Annotated in this window: 13 protein-coding genes; 8 read left to right on the top strand and 5 right to left on the bottom strand. The window is 62.4% G+C overall.

Annotation, left to right across the window (positions count from 1 at the left end; all coding sequences use genetic code 11):
* Both Q8W67_RS04470 and Q8W67_RS04465 read right to left on the bottom strand, forming a co-directional pair.
* Nucleotides 1-1,059, bottom strand: a complete 1,059-nt coding sequence (locus Q8W67_RS04470) for an NAD-dependent epimerase/dehydratase family protein (RefSeq protein WP_305541330.1) — start codon at nt 1,057-1,059, stop codon at nt 1-3.
* The gene (locus Q8W67_RS04465; RefSeq protein ID WP_305541327.1) at nt 1,056-3,734 is read right to left on the bottom strand and encodes a DUF563 domain-containing protein; all 2,679 of its coding nucleotides are present in this window, start codon (nt 3,732-3,734) and stop codon (nt 1,056-1,058) included. Before Q8W67_RS04465 ends, Q8W67_RS04470 begins: the two co-directional genes overlap by 4 nt.
* Nucleotides 3,735-4,012: 278 nt before the next feature.
* Here Q8W67_RS04465 and Q8W67_RS04460 point away from each other — a divergent pair, with 278 nt between their 5' ends.
* The 8 genes from Q8W67_RS04460 to Q8W67_RS04425 all read left to right on the top strand — a co-directional run bounded on the left by Q8W67_RS04460 (nt 4,013) and on the right by Q8W67_RS04425 (nt 13,305).
* Nucleotides 4,013-4,657, top strand: coding sequence for a NeuD/PglB/VioB family sugar acetyltransferase (locus tag Q8W67_RS04460; RefSeq protein WP_305541324.1), 645 nt, complete (start codon nt 4,013-4,015; stop codon nt 4,655-4,657).
* A gap of 131 nt (nt 4,658-4,788) precedes the next feature.
* On the top strand, nt 4,789-5,898 hold the full coding sequence (locus Q8W67_RS04455) for a DegT/DnrJ/EryC1/StrS aminotransferase family protein (RefSeq protein ID WP_305541320.1): 1,110 nt from the start codon (nt 4,789-4,791) through the stop codon (nt 5,896-5,898).
* A gap of 104 nt (nt 5,899-6,002) precedes the next feature.
* Nucleotides 6,003-7,724, top strand: coding sequence for a glycosyltransferase 61 family protein (locus tag Q8W67_RS04450; protein ID WP_305541317.1), 1,722 nt, complete (start codon nt 6,003-6,005; stop codon nt 7,722-7,724).
* 1,225 nt (nt 7,725-8,949) lie between these two features.
* A complete protein-coding gene (locus Q8W67_RS04445; protein WP_305541314.1) occupies nt 8,950-9,945 on the top strand; it encodes a hypothetical protein in 996 nt (331 codons plus the stop codon).
* A 209-nt stretch (nt 9,946-10,154) separates the two neighbouring features.
* On the top strand, nt 10,155-10,904 hold the full coding sequence (locus tag Q8W67_RS04440) for a hypothetical protein (RefSeq protein ID WP_305541311.1): 750 nt from the start codon (nt 10,155-10,157) through the stop codon (nt 10,902-10,904).
* Between the two features lie 105 nt (nt 10,905-11,009).
* Nucleotides 11,010-11,834 carry a WcbI family polysaccharide biosynthesis putative acetyltransferase gene (locus tag Q8W67_RS04435; protein WP_305541838.1) on the top strand — a complete coding sequence of 275 codons (825 nt, stop codon included), beginning with the start codon at nt 11,010-11,012 and terminating at the stop codon, nt 11,832-11,834.
* A 91-nt stretch (nt 11,835-11,925) separates the two neighbouring features.
* Entirely contained in the window at nt 11,926-12,849 is a 924-nt protein-coding gene (locus Q8W67_RS04430; RefSeq protein ID WP_305541308.1) for a hypothetical protein, read from the top strand.
* Between the two features lie 225 nt (nt 12,850-13,074).
* Nucleotides 13,075-13,305, top strand: coding sequence for a DUF6429 family protein (locus Q8W67_RS04425; RefSeq protein WP_305541305.1), 231 nt, complete (start codon nt 13,075-13,077; stop codon nt 13,303-13,305).
* 21 nt (nt 13,306-13,326) lie between these two features.
* Here Q8W67_RS04425 and Q8W67_RS04420 read toward each other — a convergent pair whose 3' ends face one another.
* The 3 genes from Q8W67_RS04420 to Q8W67_RS26760 all read right to left on the bottom strand — a co-directional run.
* Entirely contained in the window at nt 13,327-14,850 is a 1,524-nt protein-coding gene (locus Q8W67_RS04420) for an IS66 family transposase (protein WP_305541302.1), read from the bottom strand.
* 68 nt (nt 14,851-14,918) lie between these two features.
* A complete protein-coding gene (tnpB, locus tag Q8W67_RS04415; RefSeq protein WP_305541299.1) occupies nt 14,919-15,275 on the bottom strand; it encodes an IS66 family insertion sequence element accessory protein TnpB in 357 nt (118 codons plus the stop codon).
* On the bottom strand, nt 15,272-15,602 hold a 331-nt coding region (locus tag Q8W67_RS26760; RefSeq protein ID WP_370693814.1), incomplete at its 5' end, for a transposase. The genes tnpB and Q8W67_RS26760, both read right to left, overlap by 4 nt.

Raw genomic sequence — 15,602 nt, 5'->3', positions numbered from 1 at the left:
TTACCTGTCTCGGGTGGGACGCGGAGCGACGCCGCCCACGTGGGCTTCCGCCGTCTGGGCCTGCGCCAAATGGGCCCGCATCCAGGCGATCGTGCTGGTGAGCCCCGCGCGCAGGGCCACGCGCGGCTGCCATCCCAATTCGGCACGGGCCAGCGCGGTATCGAGCACGTTGGCCGGAACGTCGGCCGCGCGGCTCGGCTTGTTCACGCGGCGCAGGCTTTCGCGGCCGAAGGCCACCTCCAGTTCGGCGATGATCTGGTTGACGCTCAGGCCCATGCCGCTGCCGACGTTCATCAGCTTGTGGGGCCCGTCATAGGCCACCGCGGCGAGGAACGCGTCGCTGACATCGTCGACGTGCAGGAAGTCGCGCACGACCTCCCCGGTCCCCCAGACCTCAAGCGGCAGGTCCGCCAGGACCCGGTGGATGTAGCTCCCGATCAGGCCCTGATGCTTGGTGCCGAGCTGAAACCGGCCGTACGGATTGGCGATCCGGAGGATCTGGTAATCGATCCCGTGGAGATGCCGGTACAGATGCAATGACTTCTCGATCATCAGCTTGCTGATGCCGTAGGCCGAGATCGGGTCGGTCGGCGCCTGCTCGGGGATCGGGATGGCGCGCGGGATCCCGTAGATCGCGCCGCCGGAGGACGCGAACACGACCTTCTTGATCCGGGCCGAGCGGCAGATGTCGAGCAGGTGCAGAGTGGCGATCGGCGCGGCGGCGAGTTCCGCGGACGGGTCCCGGTTCGAGCTCTCCGGGATCGATCCGGCGATCAGGTGGAAGACGACGTCCTGACGCTCGACCGCGTTGGCGATGGCGAGACGGTCGGCGAACTGGCCGGTCAACCGAGCGACACGCCGGTCGAGCACGTCGAGCTGCGGATGGCTGCGGCTGAAACAGGTGACCTCGGCGCCCGCGCGCGCGAGCCGGTTGCACAGGTTCAGCCCGAGGAAGCCGCCGCCGCCCAGCACGAGGCAGCGAGTTCCCGCAAGGGACGGCGCGGGCTGGCCGGATCCGGCGGGATCGACCGTCTGCGGGCTCTGCGGACCCTCGCTCATGGGCAGAGTTCGGCGCCGTCCTGGACCGGTGCGCGGACCGGCGCGGCGTCCTCCGGCAGCCGGTCCGGAGCGGTCGAACCCGGCTCGCGGGTCTCGATCATGCGCTCGACCAGAGTCAGGGCGGATCGCTGAAGCGCCTGCCGCGTCGGCTCGAGGGGGGCCTTGCCACAGGCGCGGGCCGTCGCGTAGGCGGCCGCATAGGCGGCGTCCCAGCCGGCGGCGAGGACCGGCGGCCCCTCGGCGTCCAGCGCGTCTTGGACGGTGATCCAGGCGGCCCGCTGGGCCGCGTCCCAGGCCGCGGCTCGGACCGCGGAACCGGTCTGCCGCAGGGTGAGGTTCGCCACCGCGGCACGCTTCCGCGCGCGCCTCAGGTGATCGCACAGGGAAGCGAGGTCGGCGATATCCTCGAGCTCCGGCAAGTCGGCGAGTTCATCCCCCTCGACGTTCAGCTTGGCCAGGCGGAACCACGCCGGCACGTGGGTACGGACGAGCCAATCGGCGACCATGCCAACCCGCCGGCGCTCCAGCGCCTCCGAGCCGCGCGTCCCGACGCAGCGCGGGACGAGCGGGAGGATCAGGGTGTCGCGCACGTCCTGCGGCAGGCCGTCGCTCCAGGTGCGGAGGAAGGCGGCGAGGCTCGGGGACGCGCAGGCGGGCCGATCCGTATGGGGTTCGCCGGCGAGGTAGGCCACCGCCTCCATGGCGCACAGACCAGCGTCCGCGCCCGCATGCGGGCCGGCCGCGAGCGTCCGGACGCGCGCGAGCCGGTCGGGGTCGACGCGCGCAGGCTCAGCGGCCTCGGAGGTGTCCTGAGGCCGGGTCGCGCCGTGATCCCGCACCCGGATCGGCCGGTCGACGGCTTCCGCCACCGGGAACCCGGCCGGTACCCCGGTGGCGACTTCGTCCTCGAGGGCTGCCACGGCCGCCACGACCTTCCTTGGATCGACCGTGTAGCTCACGTGGAAGGCATGCACCCCGGGGCGCGGGAGGGTGCGACCGCGCAGGAACAGGATCTGCGCACCCCCAGCCTCGATGAAGCTCGTATAGCCCCGGAAGTTGAAGGACAGTTCCTCGTGGATCAGGCCGAGGATCCGGCACCTGGGCCTGCAGAACAGGGCGTTGCTCAGGGCCGAGCTCGATGAGCCGACCACCAGGGCAGCCGAGTGGAACGCCTCGACCTGTTCGAGGAACGACATCGTCTCGGGATAGATCACCTCGAAGCCCAAGGGACCCAGCCGCTCGGCGATCTCCGCCTCGTTCACGAGGGCGCGCTGGGTGAAGGCCTCGCGCGAGATGAACAGGCGCCGGTCGGTCCGGCCCGAGAGGATGCCGCGCTCGCGGGCGCGATCGAGGATCTGTTGGCGGACCGCCGCGAAGATATCGGCCGGCCAGACGGTGTCGTAGAACGGGCGGCCGGGCTTCATGTCGAAGGGGAAGAAGGCTGGAACCGGCGCCACGCCGAGGAGCCCGAACTCGACCGGTTTGGGCGGCAGCTTGATCACCGGCCGGTCGCGCGTATCGAGCAGGCGCAGGATCTCCTCGTGCGAGGCGGGTATGTGGTCGTCGATGCAGAGCGGGATGCCGTCCGGGCAGCGCGGGTCGTTGTAGCAGAGCATCCGCGGCACGAACTCGCAGAACCAGTGCCCGTAGTTCCGGCTCTGCAGGCCGAACATCATCAGCCCGGCTTCCACCGCGTGCATATCTTCGGGCACCTCCACGAGGGCGCGCGTCGCGCCGAAGGCGGCCGTCATGATCTGATCCGGATTGAGTCCGTCCTGCAGCAGGATGTCCGGGCGGCGCGGATGCGCGGCGAGATCGTAGACGAGCTTGTCGCCGGCGATGACGACGTTGCTGCGCGGAAACGCGCGACAGCGGTCGAGGAAGGCGAGATACTGGGCCGGCATGTCGAGCCCGCCCGCCTCGGAGCGGAGGGCGGGGGGCGGCTCCCAGAAGCGCAGTTCGGGTGCCGCGATGCGGCGCGCGGGCTGCACTTCGGTGTACCGGGCGCCGCCGGCCTCCGCGAGAGTTTTCACGGACACCATGTCGTAGCCGGCCAGGGGGCCGGAACCGGTGACGTGGCGCGTCCCCGCATGAAGGGCGATCGCCTGATCGAAGCGTCCGCCCTCCAGCAAGGCGTCGAGCCTCAGGCGGCGCAGGTTCTTGACCTTGGTGCTGAGCCGGTCGCCGTCCTCCGTCGTCACGCCGTCGTCGCCGCCATTCAGCTCATAGGCTAGGCGATAGCTTTGGAGGCAGGCCTCAGGCTCGTTTCGGCACTCGTAGGCCCATCCGATCCGCAGCAAGGTGGCGACACCGGCGCGGATCAGCGCGGGGGCGTCGCCATCGGCGCGAAGGCGGGCGACATAGGCGCTGGCCTCGTCGAAGCGGCCGCGCCCGCAGAGGTCGCGCAAGCGCGCGGCGGCGGCGGCGCTCGTCCAGCGCTCACGACCGCCCGTGACGAACGAGCCGATCAGATCGTAGGTGTCGGCGGCCGGGCCAAGTTGGTCATCGCCTTCAAGGCGGAATGCGAGCGCCTCCAGCTGCCGCCGCATTGCGGCGCTCCCGGCGCCGGCGCGATCCTCGGCCGCGATCAGGGCGCGAAGCCGTCCGACCGCATCCGAGGCGTTGTCGCGATTGACCGTCCGGATCAGGTCGATGAAGGTCTCCGTCGGCCTCATGTCCGTCCCGCGCTTGGCACGCACTCGCTCCTGGGCGCGCTCGTCGGGCGGCGCGCCGTCGCGGGCGGTGTACTGGAACGCACGCTCCGTGACGAGGTACCCGGCCCTTTCGGATCCGGAACAGGCCGACCAGCGAGGTCGCCGACGCTGGAGGGCTCGCGGGGACTCGTGTAGGGCGGAGCGCCGGACAGGCAGGGAATCCCGCGCATGGACGATCACCCCAGCGAAAGGCCGCCAGGGTTGGGCTGCTCTCCGAGCCGCTTACGGGTACCGCCGCGATGACGATCCGCCTCGTCCTATACGGTGCAGGCGCCCTGGCACGCGAGATCGTGGATGCTCTTGTTCGCCTGAATGCGCACGGCTCCCCGGTGGACCTGCAGGCGAGCATCGTCGATCCCGGCATCGACGCGCCGGAGACATTCCGCGGGCGGCCGGTCGTGCGGGATGTGCGCAGCTTCGCGGGCGACGACAGCCTGCGCTTCGTCGTCGCCCTCGGCGAGCCCGAGCCCCGGGCCCGGGCGGCCGCGCATCTGCGGACCGAGATCGGCGCGCGATTCACCTCGATCATCGATCCGGGGGTGCTGGTGGGCGCGAGCAGCCGCATCGGTACCGGCGCGGTGATCCTCGGCCATTCCTCCATCACGACGGATGCGCAGCTGGGAGAGCACGTGTTGGTCAATCCAGGCTGCACCGTCGCCCATGACGATGTGCTGGGGGATTTCGCCACGCTGAGCCCCGGGGTCCATCTGGCCGGGCACGTTGCTGTAGGGGCGGGCGCGTTCCTCGGGACAGGCGCCTGCGTGATACCGAAGATCCGGATCGGCGCGCGCGCCGTGGTCGGCGCCGGCGCTGTGGTGATCCGGAACGTGGCGCCAGGCCAGACGGTGTTCGGGAATCCGGCGCGGCCTCTGCGGCGGACCTAGCCGGACCGAAGGCTGCCGCAGAGGCTCGGGCGGGCGCCTTTTGCGCTCATGCCGGGCCATGTATAGCGAACGCCGTCACCGGGCGTGCGGATGAGGATGGTGGCGGCCGACAGTCAGGACGTATCTCGACCATGATCCCCGTGCTCATTCCAAGTTTGCCGGAGACGGATGCGATCGTCCCGTATCTGCGCCGGATCGATCAAACGCACATCTACAGCAATTATGGGCCGCTCTCCCGCGAGTTCACTGACCGGCTCTGCCGCTTCGTCTCGGAGCGCGCCGGCGGCGCGTCGGTGGCGGCGACGATCACCGGCAGCGGGACGACGGCCATCGAGCTCGCCCTGCGCTACCGAATCGCGGGCCGGCCCGGCCGGCTCTGCGTGATGCCGGCCTACACGTTCGTCGCCACGGCGCACGCGGCGGTCAATGTCGGCTTGGAGCCGTTCTTCGCGGACGTGGATCCCGAGACGTTGTCGCTGACGCCGGCGATCGCCGAGCGGGCCCTGTCGGTAGCCCAGGGCGAAGTCGCCGCCGTGGTGGTCGTCAGCCCCTATGGGGCTCCGATCGACGTCGCGGCCTGGGAGGCGTTCGAGGCGGCGCACGGGATCCCGGTGGTGTTCGACGCAGCGGCCGCGACGCTGAACCTGCACCGCGTCGGCGCGCAGCCGATCTGCGTCAGCCTGCACGCCACCAAGGCGCTCGGGATCGGGGAGGGTGGGGCGATCCTCACCACCGACACCGATCTGGTGGCGCAGACCACCGCCATGACCGGCTTCGGCTTCTCGGCGAGCAGCCGCGTCTCGGAGGTGCGGGGTGGGAATTACCGAATCTCCGAGTACGCGGCCGCCGTTGGGCTAGCGGTGTTCGACGGCCTTGAAGAGCGCATCCGCCGGTTGCGTGAGGCGTCACTCGCCTATGTCGAGGGCTTCGACCGGATCGGCGTGCGGATGCAGCCGGGCTTCGGGACGGAGTGGTTGACCATGACGATCAGCGCGCTGTTCGAACCCGCAGCGGCCGGAGCGGTGACGGCCGGTTTCGACGCGGCCGGGATCCAGTGGCGGCGCTGGTACGGGACCGGCTGCCAAGCGCATCCTGCCTTCGCTTCGTGCCGGCACGACGGCCTCGCGCGGACCGAGAGCGTCGCCGCCGGGGCGATCGGGCTGCCGTTCTTCCCGGCAATTACCCAGGAGCAGATCGCTGAGGTCTGCGGCTGCGCGGAGCGGGCGCTGGCTGCCCGTTGAGGCGGCTCGGAACGCGCGTCCTTCCGGCGCGCGAGAGGGAACGGTCGAGGACGATGCAGGCGGACTTTCGGCGCATCCTTACGCAGGCCCATCGGTCAAACGGCATGGCCGCGCTCGACGCGATCGAGGGCGCCCTCGCCACCCTGGCGGATGACCGGGCCGAAACCGCCGCGCAGCACCTCGCGACGCTGGGCTTCAAGTTTCAAGGGGAGGACAGCCTCGACCTCGCCGCCCGCGCCTATGGGCTGGCGGCCCGGACTTCGCGGTCCCGCGCCACCCAGTACCATCTGGCCGCCATCCGGACGCGAATCGTCGACCTGTGCCGGCGCCAGGCGTTCGACGGCGTTGAGGAACTCCTGGAGGAGCTGCGCCAAGCCAATGTGGCGGCCCGGGACCGCGGGCAAACCGACCCGTCGCTGATCCACATCGCCTGGGAGTATGAGCTCGCCGGCGACGCCGAGAGCGCGGTGCGCAGCTACCTGCTCGCTCGGATCGCCCGGGATCAGCTGGGCGGTGATGCGCTGACGATCGACGGCGACACGCTCGAACGCAAGATCCGGAACCTGCGCATCCTGCAGATGAACGCGCTGGCCGAAGACGGCCGGCACGAGGAGGCGCAAGCGCTCCACGAGCGGACGCGGCTCGTCCTCGGGCTCGGAGAGCTGCGGATCTACGACATCGTTTCCGCCCGCCAGGCCGCGACGGAGGGGGAGGGCGAGTACCGCGAGCTGCTCGGCCCCCGCCGGATCGCGGAGCCGGAGATCACCTTCCTCGAAGGCCCGGTGGCGCTCACTTCGACATGCGGCAGCCTAGACGCGCCGCCCCAATACGTCGCCCGGTTCAAGGATTGCCTGATCTTCCCGCGCAGCAACCTCGTGCTTCAGGGCAGCCGCCTGATCTATGACCTCGCCGCCCACCCGCTCAGCGGCATCGCCGACATCAAGGACGGCGTGAATCCCGATCAGATCATGACGGCGGTCTACGGGGCGAAGCGGGCCCTAGTCGAGGAGCCGGCGGAGACGCAGACCCTGGATGCCGGGCTGATGATGTTCGGGCTCCAGAGCAAGAACTACGGACACTGGCTCCTCGAATTCGTGCCGCGCATGCTGTGCTTCAATGATCAGGCCTGTCCGTCGGACTTCCCGATCTGTATCGACGATCACATGCCGGAGACCCACCGGCAGATCGTCGAGTTGCTCGACGCGCGCGGCAGGGCGATCGTGCCGCTGCCGCCCCAGGCGACGCGCTTCGGCGAACTCGGGGTCGCTCCCGTCCCGACCTTCTTCCCGTTCGACAGCAAGTTGGGCCGGCCGGTCTACGATGCCATCTGGCCCCAGGACGTGCTCGCCGGCATGCGCAGCCTCGTGCTGAAGCGCCTCGCCGCGCGCGGCGTCGACCTGCGCCCGACCGGCCGCAGGATCGTCCTGTCGCGGCGCGGCTTCGTCCAGCGCCAGCTCCTCAACGAGGCGGAGATCATCGACGTCCTGGCAGGGAAGGGCTTCGAGGTGGTCTATCCCGAGAAGCTGTCGTTCGCCGAGCAGGTCGAGCTCTACCATACGGCGGACACGATCGTCGGATCGGCGAGTTCCGCACTCACCAATTGTATCTTCTGCAATTCCAACGCCCGGGTTATCGCGTTGATCCACGAGAACCGCTCATTCAATTTCCGTGGCTACGCCAGTATGATCGAGTCGAGCGGGACAAAACTCCTTTTCATTCGGGGCTCTACGGTCGCGGACGAAAAAACACACCCGTTTCACGCCAATTACAGCGTGACACCCAAACAAATTTTACTTGGTCTTAAAGATTTTTGCTCTATTAGGTAAATGATATTCCATCCAGATTCAAGCACAACGTCAGAAATCGTGTTGAATGTGCGCCGATATCTGCTGGGGCTCCTCAGCCCCAGTGACACTGTCCAACTAGGCGCAGGGTACAGCCGCAGCATGAGTACCGGCCGCGAGAGTGATCGACGACAATATCGGGATTGTCGCTTGGCGTACCGCTATGAATCTTGTATCCCGACTTGACAACGGCCGACTTGTCTCGCGCCGATCTTTATTATCCCTGACAGAAAGTGTTGACGAGGTCGGCCACCTATTTCCTGAGCAGCTTGACCGCAGAACAGGTCTGTTCTGCTCCTTGTGACTCAGCAGCTCACGATTACTTCGACTCATACGGGAAAAGGCACAGAGAGATTCCTTGAGTAAAAAGGCTTGGGTTATAACCCGAAGTCTGCCTTTTCGCGTCCTGCGTGGCGCGGTGTGGGCGCATGACCGGCTCTGTCCATCCATCGTACCGCCCCTCGCGAGGGCTGTGTGCTGCCGGCGCCTTCTCAGCGGTAGACCCCAGCCCATTTCGTCCGTGCCAAATTCCTTGCTAGCCGCCCAAGCTTGTCGCCTGCCAACCCATCGTAATGGCGCCCGAAGGAGATGTCTGGAGCAAATTGCGAGTCCGGCCACAGGACGACGGAAGAGCGCACGTGAATGTCGCATCCGATCCACAGCTTGATGCTGGTCACCAACACCAGAAGTCGGCGGATGAGAAGATGGTCATTGCCGGCGAGACCAAAAACCGAATACCTCGCTCAGCGCTGTCACGCGCCAACGCGCACCGAGCGCCTCGCAAACGTATCCGCGGGGGCGTTCGACGCACTAGGCCCCGACGGACAATCACCAGCCAGCGCTGCGTCTCCCGCGCGCCGTCCTGACGTCCAGGGTGGAAGACGGCGCAACTTTCTGCGATTGCACCCAAACTGCCCTATCCATATCAGTTCGCTCTCTTGCACCAGCTAGCGCGTGTCGGAGACAAAATTGGAGCGTCGACAAACCGGCGAGTCTGCCGCAATGCTAACTACCTTGGAACACCTTCAACTTCGCCAACGGAGACCGCCGCAGAAATGAAGGGAAGCAGATCTAAAATGTCTCATTTATTCCGCCAAGCCGCTAAGAAGCCCGAAAATATCAAAATGCTGCGGCGAAGTGCCCGACGTCAGTATCAGTTACAAGACCGAACACACAAATAAATCAGAACACTGAACGGAGAAAGCAAATGAACGTCGACAAGGAAACCTATCTAGACGCGTCACAAAGTTTAAATCGGCTCGCAAAGGCGTTTGATGAGAACGGCGATTTCTTCCAGAGCGAAAAATACACCCTCCTTGCCGCAGAAATAGAGCTTTCTTCAAGCGAGCTCCAGGAATGCTGGGGTGGTCCGTTCAATGGTCAAGAAGGAAGAATAGATATCATTTCTGACTTAATAAACGAAATTGATCCCGACTGCATTATAGAGACGGGGAGCTTTCGAGGAGTTTCCACGGCTTGGCTAGCGAGGAATTTTCAAAAACCCATTTACACATGTGAGATTGAGCGAATGCATGCATTGCAAGCGATCCAGAATACCAAACAATTCCAAAATGTCACTGTCAGCATTGAGGATTCCAGGAAATTTCTCATCAGCGTGCTTGAAAGAATAAATCCCGACAGCTCGGTAATTTTCTATTTGGATGCGCACTGGGAGAACGATCTCCCCCTGGTCGAAGAGTTAGAGATCATCTATCGTCGTCATTATAGATCAGTTGTAATCATCGACGACTTTATGGTCCCGGATGATGTTGATTACGGATGGGATGATTATGGGGAGGGAAAATCTTTAGATGTCCGAATGTTAGCTGGAAAGGTACCGATTGGAACGGAATTGTTTTTCCCTACACTGCCAGGGCATCAAGAGTCAGGAGCGCGTCGCGGATGCTGCGTTATCGCTAATCCGCAACCGGCTCAGAAAATACAGACTCTAAAATTGCGCGGCTCTTCCTTAGACGTGTGGCTGGAGAAAAGAGAAGAGACATTCGGAAAAATCTCGAGACAGGAAATACATGCGCCAGAGCGAGTGAATCTTTCATACCCGGAGGTAATCAGATCTCTTCGCGGAGAAATCAATCAGCTTAACCGGCACATTGAGGCAATAGAACGCGACCGAGCTCAACGACTCTCTGATGTGCTCACATTAACACAGGAAATCAAGCGGCTTAGAGGAGAATTTGAGTGATGTAAAACTAGAGAAAACATTAAGCACGAGTCAATATATTCCAGATCTTTGAATGCGATACCCACTGTTAAGTTATACGCAAGTTCTATAATATTTATTTAGTCTAATCATCGTCAGCAACGAAGGATCACGCCATGGCAGTAATTAGTAGAAAATCTCGGAAGTCGACTAACCCCAGCAGCACATATCTTTCCGAGCACTCGGGAAACGTGACGTCGCAATTTGGCGAAGACGGCATCATAAAACGCATCTTTGAAATTATGCAACCTCGCAACAAATGGTGCGTTGAATTTGGCGCATGGGACGGCAAGTATCTTTCAAATACGTGGGCGTTAATTAACGAAGAGCAATGGTCTGGGGTTTTAATCGAAGCGAATCCGGAACGATCTAGCGAACTTCGGAATGAATATATGACAAGGTCTGGGTCCGTCTTTGTTGAATGCGGAACCGTAGGTTGGGAGGGGGACCAGAGGCTTGATGCCATACTTGCCAGGACTCCGACGCCGCACGACTTTGATTTGGTATCAATAGATATCGACGGGAATGATTGGCACGTTTGGAACGCTCTTCAGGATTACCGGCCGAGAGTCGTAGTGATAGAATTTAATCCAACCGCGTCGAATACCATGTATTTCGTCCAAGATGCGAACCCTGAAATAAATCAGGGTTGCTCGCTCCTCGCTTTAATTGAATTAGGTAAATTGAAGGGGTACGAGCTAATTGCAACAACGATCACAAATGCAATTTTTGTCGCCAGCGATGATTATTATAAATTCGAAATATCTGATAATACAATAGACTCAATGCACGAAGAAAGCATAGTGACGGAAATCTGCCATGGATACGACGGCACAATCTTCGCTGCCGGTCATATGATGTTAAACTGGCACTCTGTACCTCTGTCTCAGGAGGATTTCCAGATTCTGCCAGTAAGTCAGAGGAAATATTCTGGATCATGACAATTTAGCAGATCCGCAAATCTACTCAGCCTCGTTGCAGTCGGGATCTCATAGACGGCTGTTTACGACATATTAGCAATTTCGGAGCGGTTGAGAGGATTAGCTATGCACATATGTATATATGCCAACTGTCAGGGAATCGGAGTTGCCAAACTTTTAAAGGTACTTTGCGGCGGTAGAATCAAAATGGAATTTAGCGTTCATGAGAACTACAAACTTATTGCAGGCACTGGAGATCTCGACGAATTTAAGATTAACCTGCGACGCGCAGATCTGTTTGTATACCAACCCATTGGCACCAGCCACGAGTGGTTTTGCACCGAGAGGGGCGGAAATAATCTAACTGAAGAGCTCTCGATAGATTGCCAATCTATATCTATACCGTATGTCTACAACAACGGTTTTTGGCCTTATTACCGAGAAGGTGGCTTCCACAATATGCAGGCCTTCCGCGAAATCTATGATGCCGGAGGCAATGCTCTAGACGCCATCCAGGCATATGAAAGCAGGAAGTTGTTTTTCGACATTTTAGAACGAACGAGGTCGAGCTTTTCTATCCTCAAGGAAAGGGAGGCGAGCACCGATGTAAAAATAGCCAATTATATGATCGACACCTACCGAGATACGCAGATGCTATTTACCCAAAATCACCCTACCTCAACCGTATTTGGTCATATTGCGAGCCAGCCATTGAACCGGCTTGGTGTCAAGTTCGACGAGGAATGGGATCAGATTATTAAAGGGCTAGACGCCAACTATGCTGGACTGCCCGGCTACTATCCGGTGGATTATTACTGCCTCAGTGAAGGCGGCATTTCGTATGTAGATCGGCCAGATGCCGAGTATAAAAACTACTACCATGGCTTAATTTATGCCGCCTTTGATCAATGGCTCAACGAGAGTGTGGTCGATAATACGAAACATTGTTAGGCCGTTCAAGGTTCAGTTTCGAAAATAAAATCCCGTCAGGCCTGGCAAGTAGGCGCTGAATTTTATTTAATATAAGACAGTGGAGATGCAAGTGAAAAGATCGATCTTTTTCGTTCATATAGGCTCGTCTGAAGTCGCCAGATATGCAGTTCTCCAGGCAGTGAGCTTAGGGCTCGATGTTAATGTGGTAAGCGATAAAAGTTGGGCTTCCGTCCCTGGGATAACTTTCTTTGACGTCGCGCAATATGCATCTGCTACAAATTCGTTCAGAGAAGTTTACAGGCATGCTTCGATTAATCACCCAGATTATGAAAGATTTTGTTTTGAAAGATGGTTTGTAATACTTCAGATCGCAAAAGAGAGGAATCTTTCCAATTTCTACTACGCAGACTCAGACTTGCTCGTATTTCCAGGTGCATTCGATGCCGACTTTGAGTCCAGATTCGTCATGTTCGATACGGCTTGGTTTAATTTTTTCCGGAATTACACGGTTTTAGAGGCGTTCTGTGATTATCTCTTGCGTTTATACGCCAAAAGAGGTTTCGTTGAATTAGCTCAGAAGTACGCGATCAATGGGACACCACATCTGTCTGATATGCACTGTTTCTTCGAATATGCTGCGTTGAATCAGCACGTCGTAGCACCATTATCCGCGGTAGGGACTTTTCTTGGCTTTAGCGAGCGCTTCTCACTTGTAGATAACGTCGTTCCTCCCCAACGTTGTCCTTTCATACAAGAAATTCACCGGGGAGAGGCAGGATTGTACTACCGCATGAAGGGCAGCGATAACTCTGTAAATGTTCGTACTTTGCATTTTCAGGGGCGGTCGAAACCTTTTATCGCCGCGTACCATGATATTTCCGACATGTCGCTGCAGACGCATCTCGTCCCACTTAGCGACTGGTATGTGGCCAATGATCTTTTGAGTCATTCGGATTGTAAAATGATGAACGATGTTCTTCACGGTGAGATACATGCGGGCCAAATCGCCCGCACGGTCGGCCAATTTGCATGAGCTCAAACAGCTCCCTGCTCATACGATCGGTGACGGATGGCGGCGAGAGGAACGTCGGCCCATCTCCGCAGCGCAGCCGTGATCACCGTCTGCCCGACTATCTTGCTCGCTGTGGCGTCGGAGCAGGAGGGCCTTCGCGCCCGTTTGGTGCAAGACGTGGCGGTGGTTCGTAACCGATCGGCTGGCACCACGCCCGGTCTGAGCGCGGCGTGCTAATCTGCTCAGATGGCGGTCGACGAGGAGCGCATCGACGAGGCGGTGCTCGCCCTTTTGTGGCTGACGCTCCACGATGGGCGTCGGGCCTGGAAGGGCTTCGACTGGGCTGTACTTGGCCGTCTCCACGCCAAGGGGCTCATCGCCGATCCGGTCGGACGCGCCAAGTCGGTGGTGCTGACAGACGAGGGATTGCGCCAATCCGAGGCGCTGTTCCGGAGCCTGTTCACACGCCCTGACTGACGCGTCAGGGCCGTGGCGTTCTCAGGCCACGGCTTGGAGCGTGGGTGTGCTCGGGTAGGCCCAGGGCAGAAGCTCGTCGAGGCGCCGCTGCGGATGGCCGTCGACGATGCGGGTGATGACGTCGGCCAGGTAGGCCTGCGGCTCGACGCCAACGAGTTTGCAGGTCTCGACCAACGAGGCGATCACCGCCCAGTGCTCGCCCCCGCCGTCCGAACCAGCAAACAGGGCATTCTTCCGATTCAAGGCCAGGGGCCGGATCGCGCGCTCGACGGTGTTGGAGTCGATCTCCACGCGCCCGTCGTCGAGGAACAGGCTCAGCCCCGCCCAGCGGCTCAGGGCGTAGCGGATCGCATCCGCCAGGTTGCTCTTGCGGCTCAGGAGGCCGAGCTTCTCGCGCAGCCACGGCTCCAGCGCCTCGACCACGGGCCGGCTTCGTTCCTGCCGGGCCGCCCGTCGCTCCTCGGCCGGGCGACCGCGGATCTCGGCCTCGATCCGGTAGAGCATGGCGATGCGCGACAGCGTCTCCGTCGCGATCGGCGAGGCCGCGGCTAGGTCGTAGAATTGCCGACGCACATGGCTCCAGCAGTAGGCCAGCCGCACCGCGCCGCCCTTGGCCAGCGTCTCGTAGGCTGCGTAGCCGTCAACCTGGAGCACGCCTGCAAACCCACTGAGATGCGCGATCGGCCGTCCGGCCGTGCGATCCGGGGCGTAGACGTAGGCAACTCCCGGCGGATCAGTCCCGCCCCAGGGCCGGTCGTCGCGCGCATACGCCCAGAGCTGGCCGGTCTTGGTGCGGCCGCGACCCGGATCGAGCACCGGTGCCGTGGTCTCGTCGGCAAACAGATTGCCCGAGCGCTTCAGCGTCTCCAGCAGCCGCCCGTGGACGGGCCGGAGAAGGAAGGCGGCGCGCCCGACCCAGTCGGCCAGCGTCGAGCGGTCGAGGCTGACGCCCTGGCGGGCGAAGATCTGCGTCTGTCGATACAGCGGCAGATGGTCGGCGTATTTGGAGACGAGGACCTGCGCGACGAGAGCGTCGGTCGGTAGACCGCCCTCGATCAGCCGCGCCGGTGCCGGGGCCTGCACGATCGCGTCCCCGCAGGCGCGGCAAGCGTAGCGCGGACGGCGGATCACCAGCACCCGGAACTGCACCGGCACCACGTCGAGGCGCTCGGACACGTCCTCGCCGATCCGGTGCAGGGCACCCGAGCAGCACGGACAGGCGGTGCGGTCGATGTCGACGAGGCACTCGACCCGCGGCAGATGGGCGGGCAGCGCCCCACGGTTCGTGCGCCGCTTGACCCTCCGGGCCTCCTTCCTGGCGGGCTCGCCCTCCTCGGCGGCAAAGCCCGCAGCCTCGACCTGCTCGGCCTCCTCCAGCCCGAGCAGGAGTTGATCCTCAGGCAGGCTCTCGGCGCGGCGGCCGAAGCGGTGGCGCTGCATGGCCAGGATGATCTGTCGCAGCCGCTCGTTCTCGGCGCGCTCCTCGGCGAGCAGCGCCTTGAGCGTCTCGGGGTCGTCGGACGAGGGCGAAGCAGGCGCCACCATGAAGCGGATTAGAGCAGATCCGCCAGTGACTTACCACCGCGACGAAGCCCGTCCGCCGGGCTTTTTGCTCAGCCTGCAACCGCCGGCGTGCTCACGGGACGCGCTGCATGGACGCGCTTCCAGTCCAAGCCTTCGACGAGCGCCGCGAGCTGCGCCGCGCTCAGCCGAACCACGCCGTCCTCGATCTTCGGCCAGCAGAACTGACCAGCCTCCAAACGCTTGGTCGCGAGGACCAGCCCGCTTCCATCCCAGACCAGGAGCTTCACCCGGTCGGCCCGCTTCGAGCGGAACACGTAGACCGTGCCGGAGAACGGATCCGCGCCCATCGCGTCCCGGACCAGAGCGGCCAGTCCGTCCATGCCCTTGCGGAAGTCCACCGGCCGTGTGGCCAGCATCACGCGCACCGCGCCGGAGGGCCCGATCACAGGGGAGCCTTCAGCGCCCGGATCACCGCGGCGATCTGAGCCGCGCTCGCGCCCTGAGCGATGCGGACCGTGGCGCCTGCGATCTCAACTTCGATACCGTGACAGCCGCGCGGCTCACGCAGCGCGGAGCTCGTCTGCGCTGACGCCGGCTCTTGCCGGCCCACACTCAGCACGGCCGGCACGAACTGCAGTGGGGTCTGGTCGTCGTGCCTCCCAGCCTGACGCGCCAGGCGCCGCCACGTGAACAGTTGCGAGGCGCTCAGTCCGTGTCGGCGTGCCACCGCGCTGATCGAGGTGCCCGGCCCATCACTCTCGACGACGATGGCG

The organism is Methylobacterium sp. NEAU K (assembly GCF_030700285.1).
In the GTDB taxonomy this organism is placed as follows: Bacteria; Pseudomonadota; Alphaproteobacteria; order Rhizobiales; family Beijerinckiaceae; genus Methylobacterium.
The sequence above is the reverse complement of the archived record's forward strand: the minus strand, read 5'-3'. Positions and strand labels throughout refer to the sequence as shown.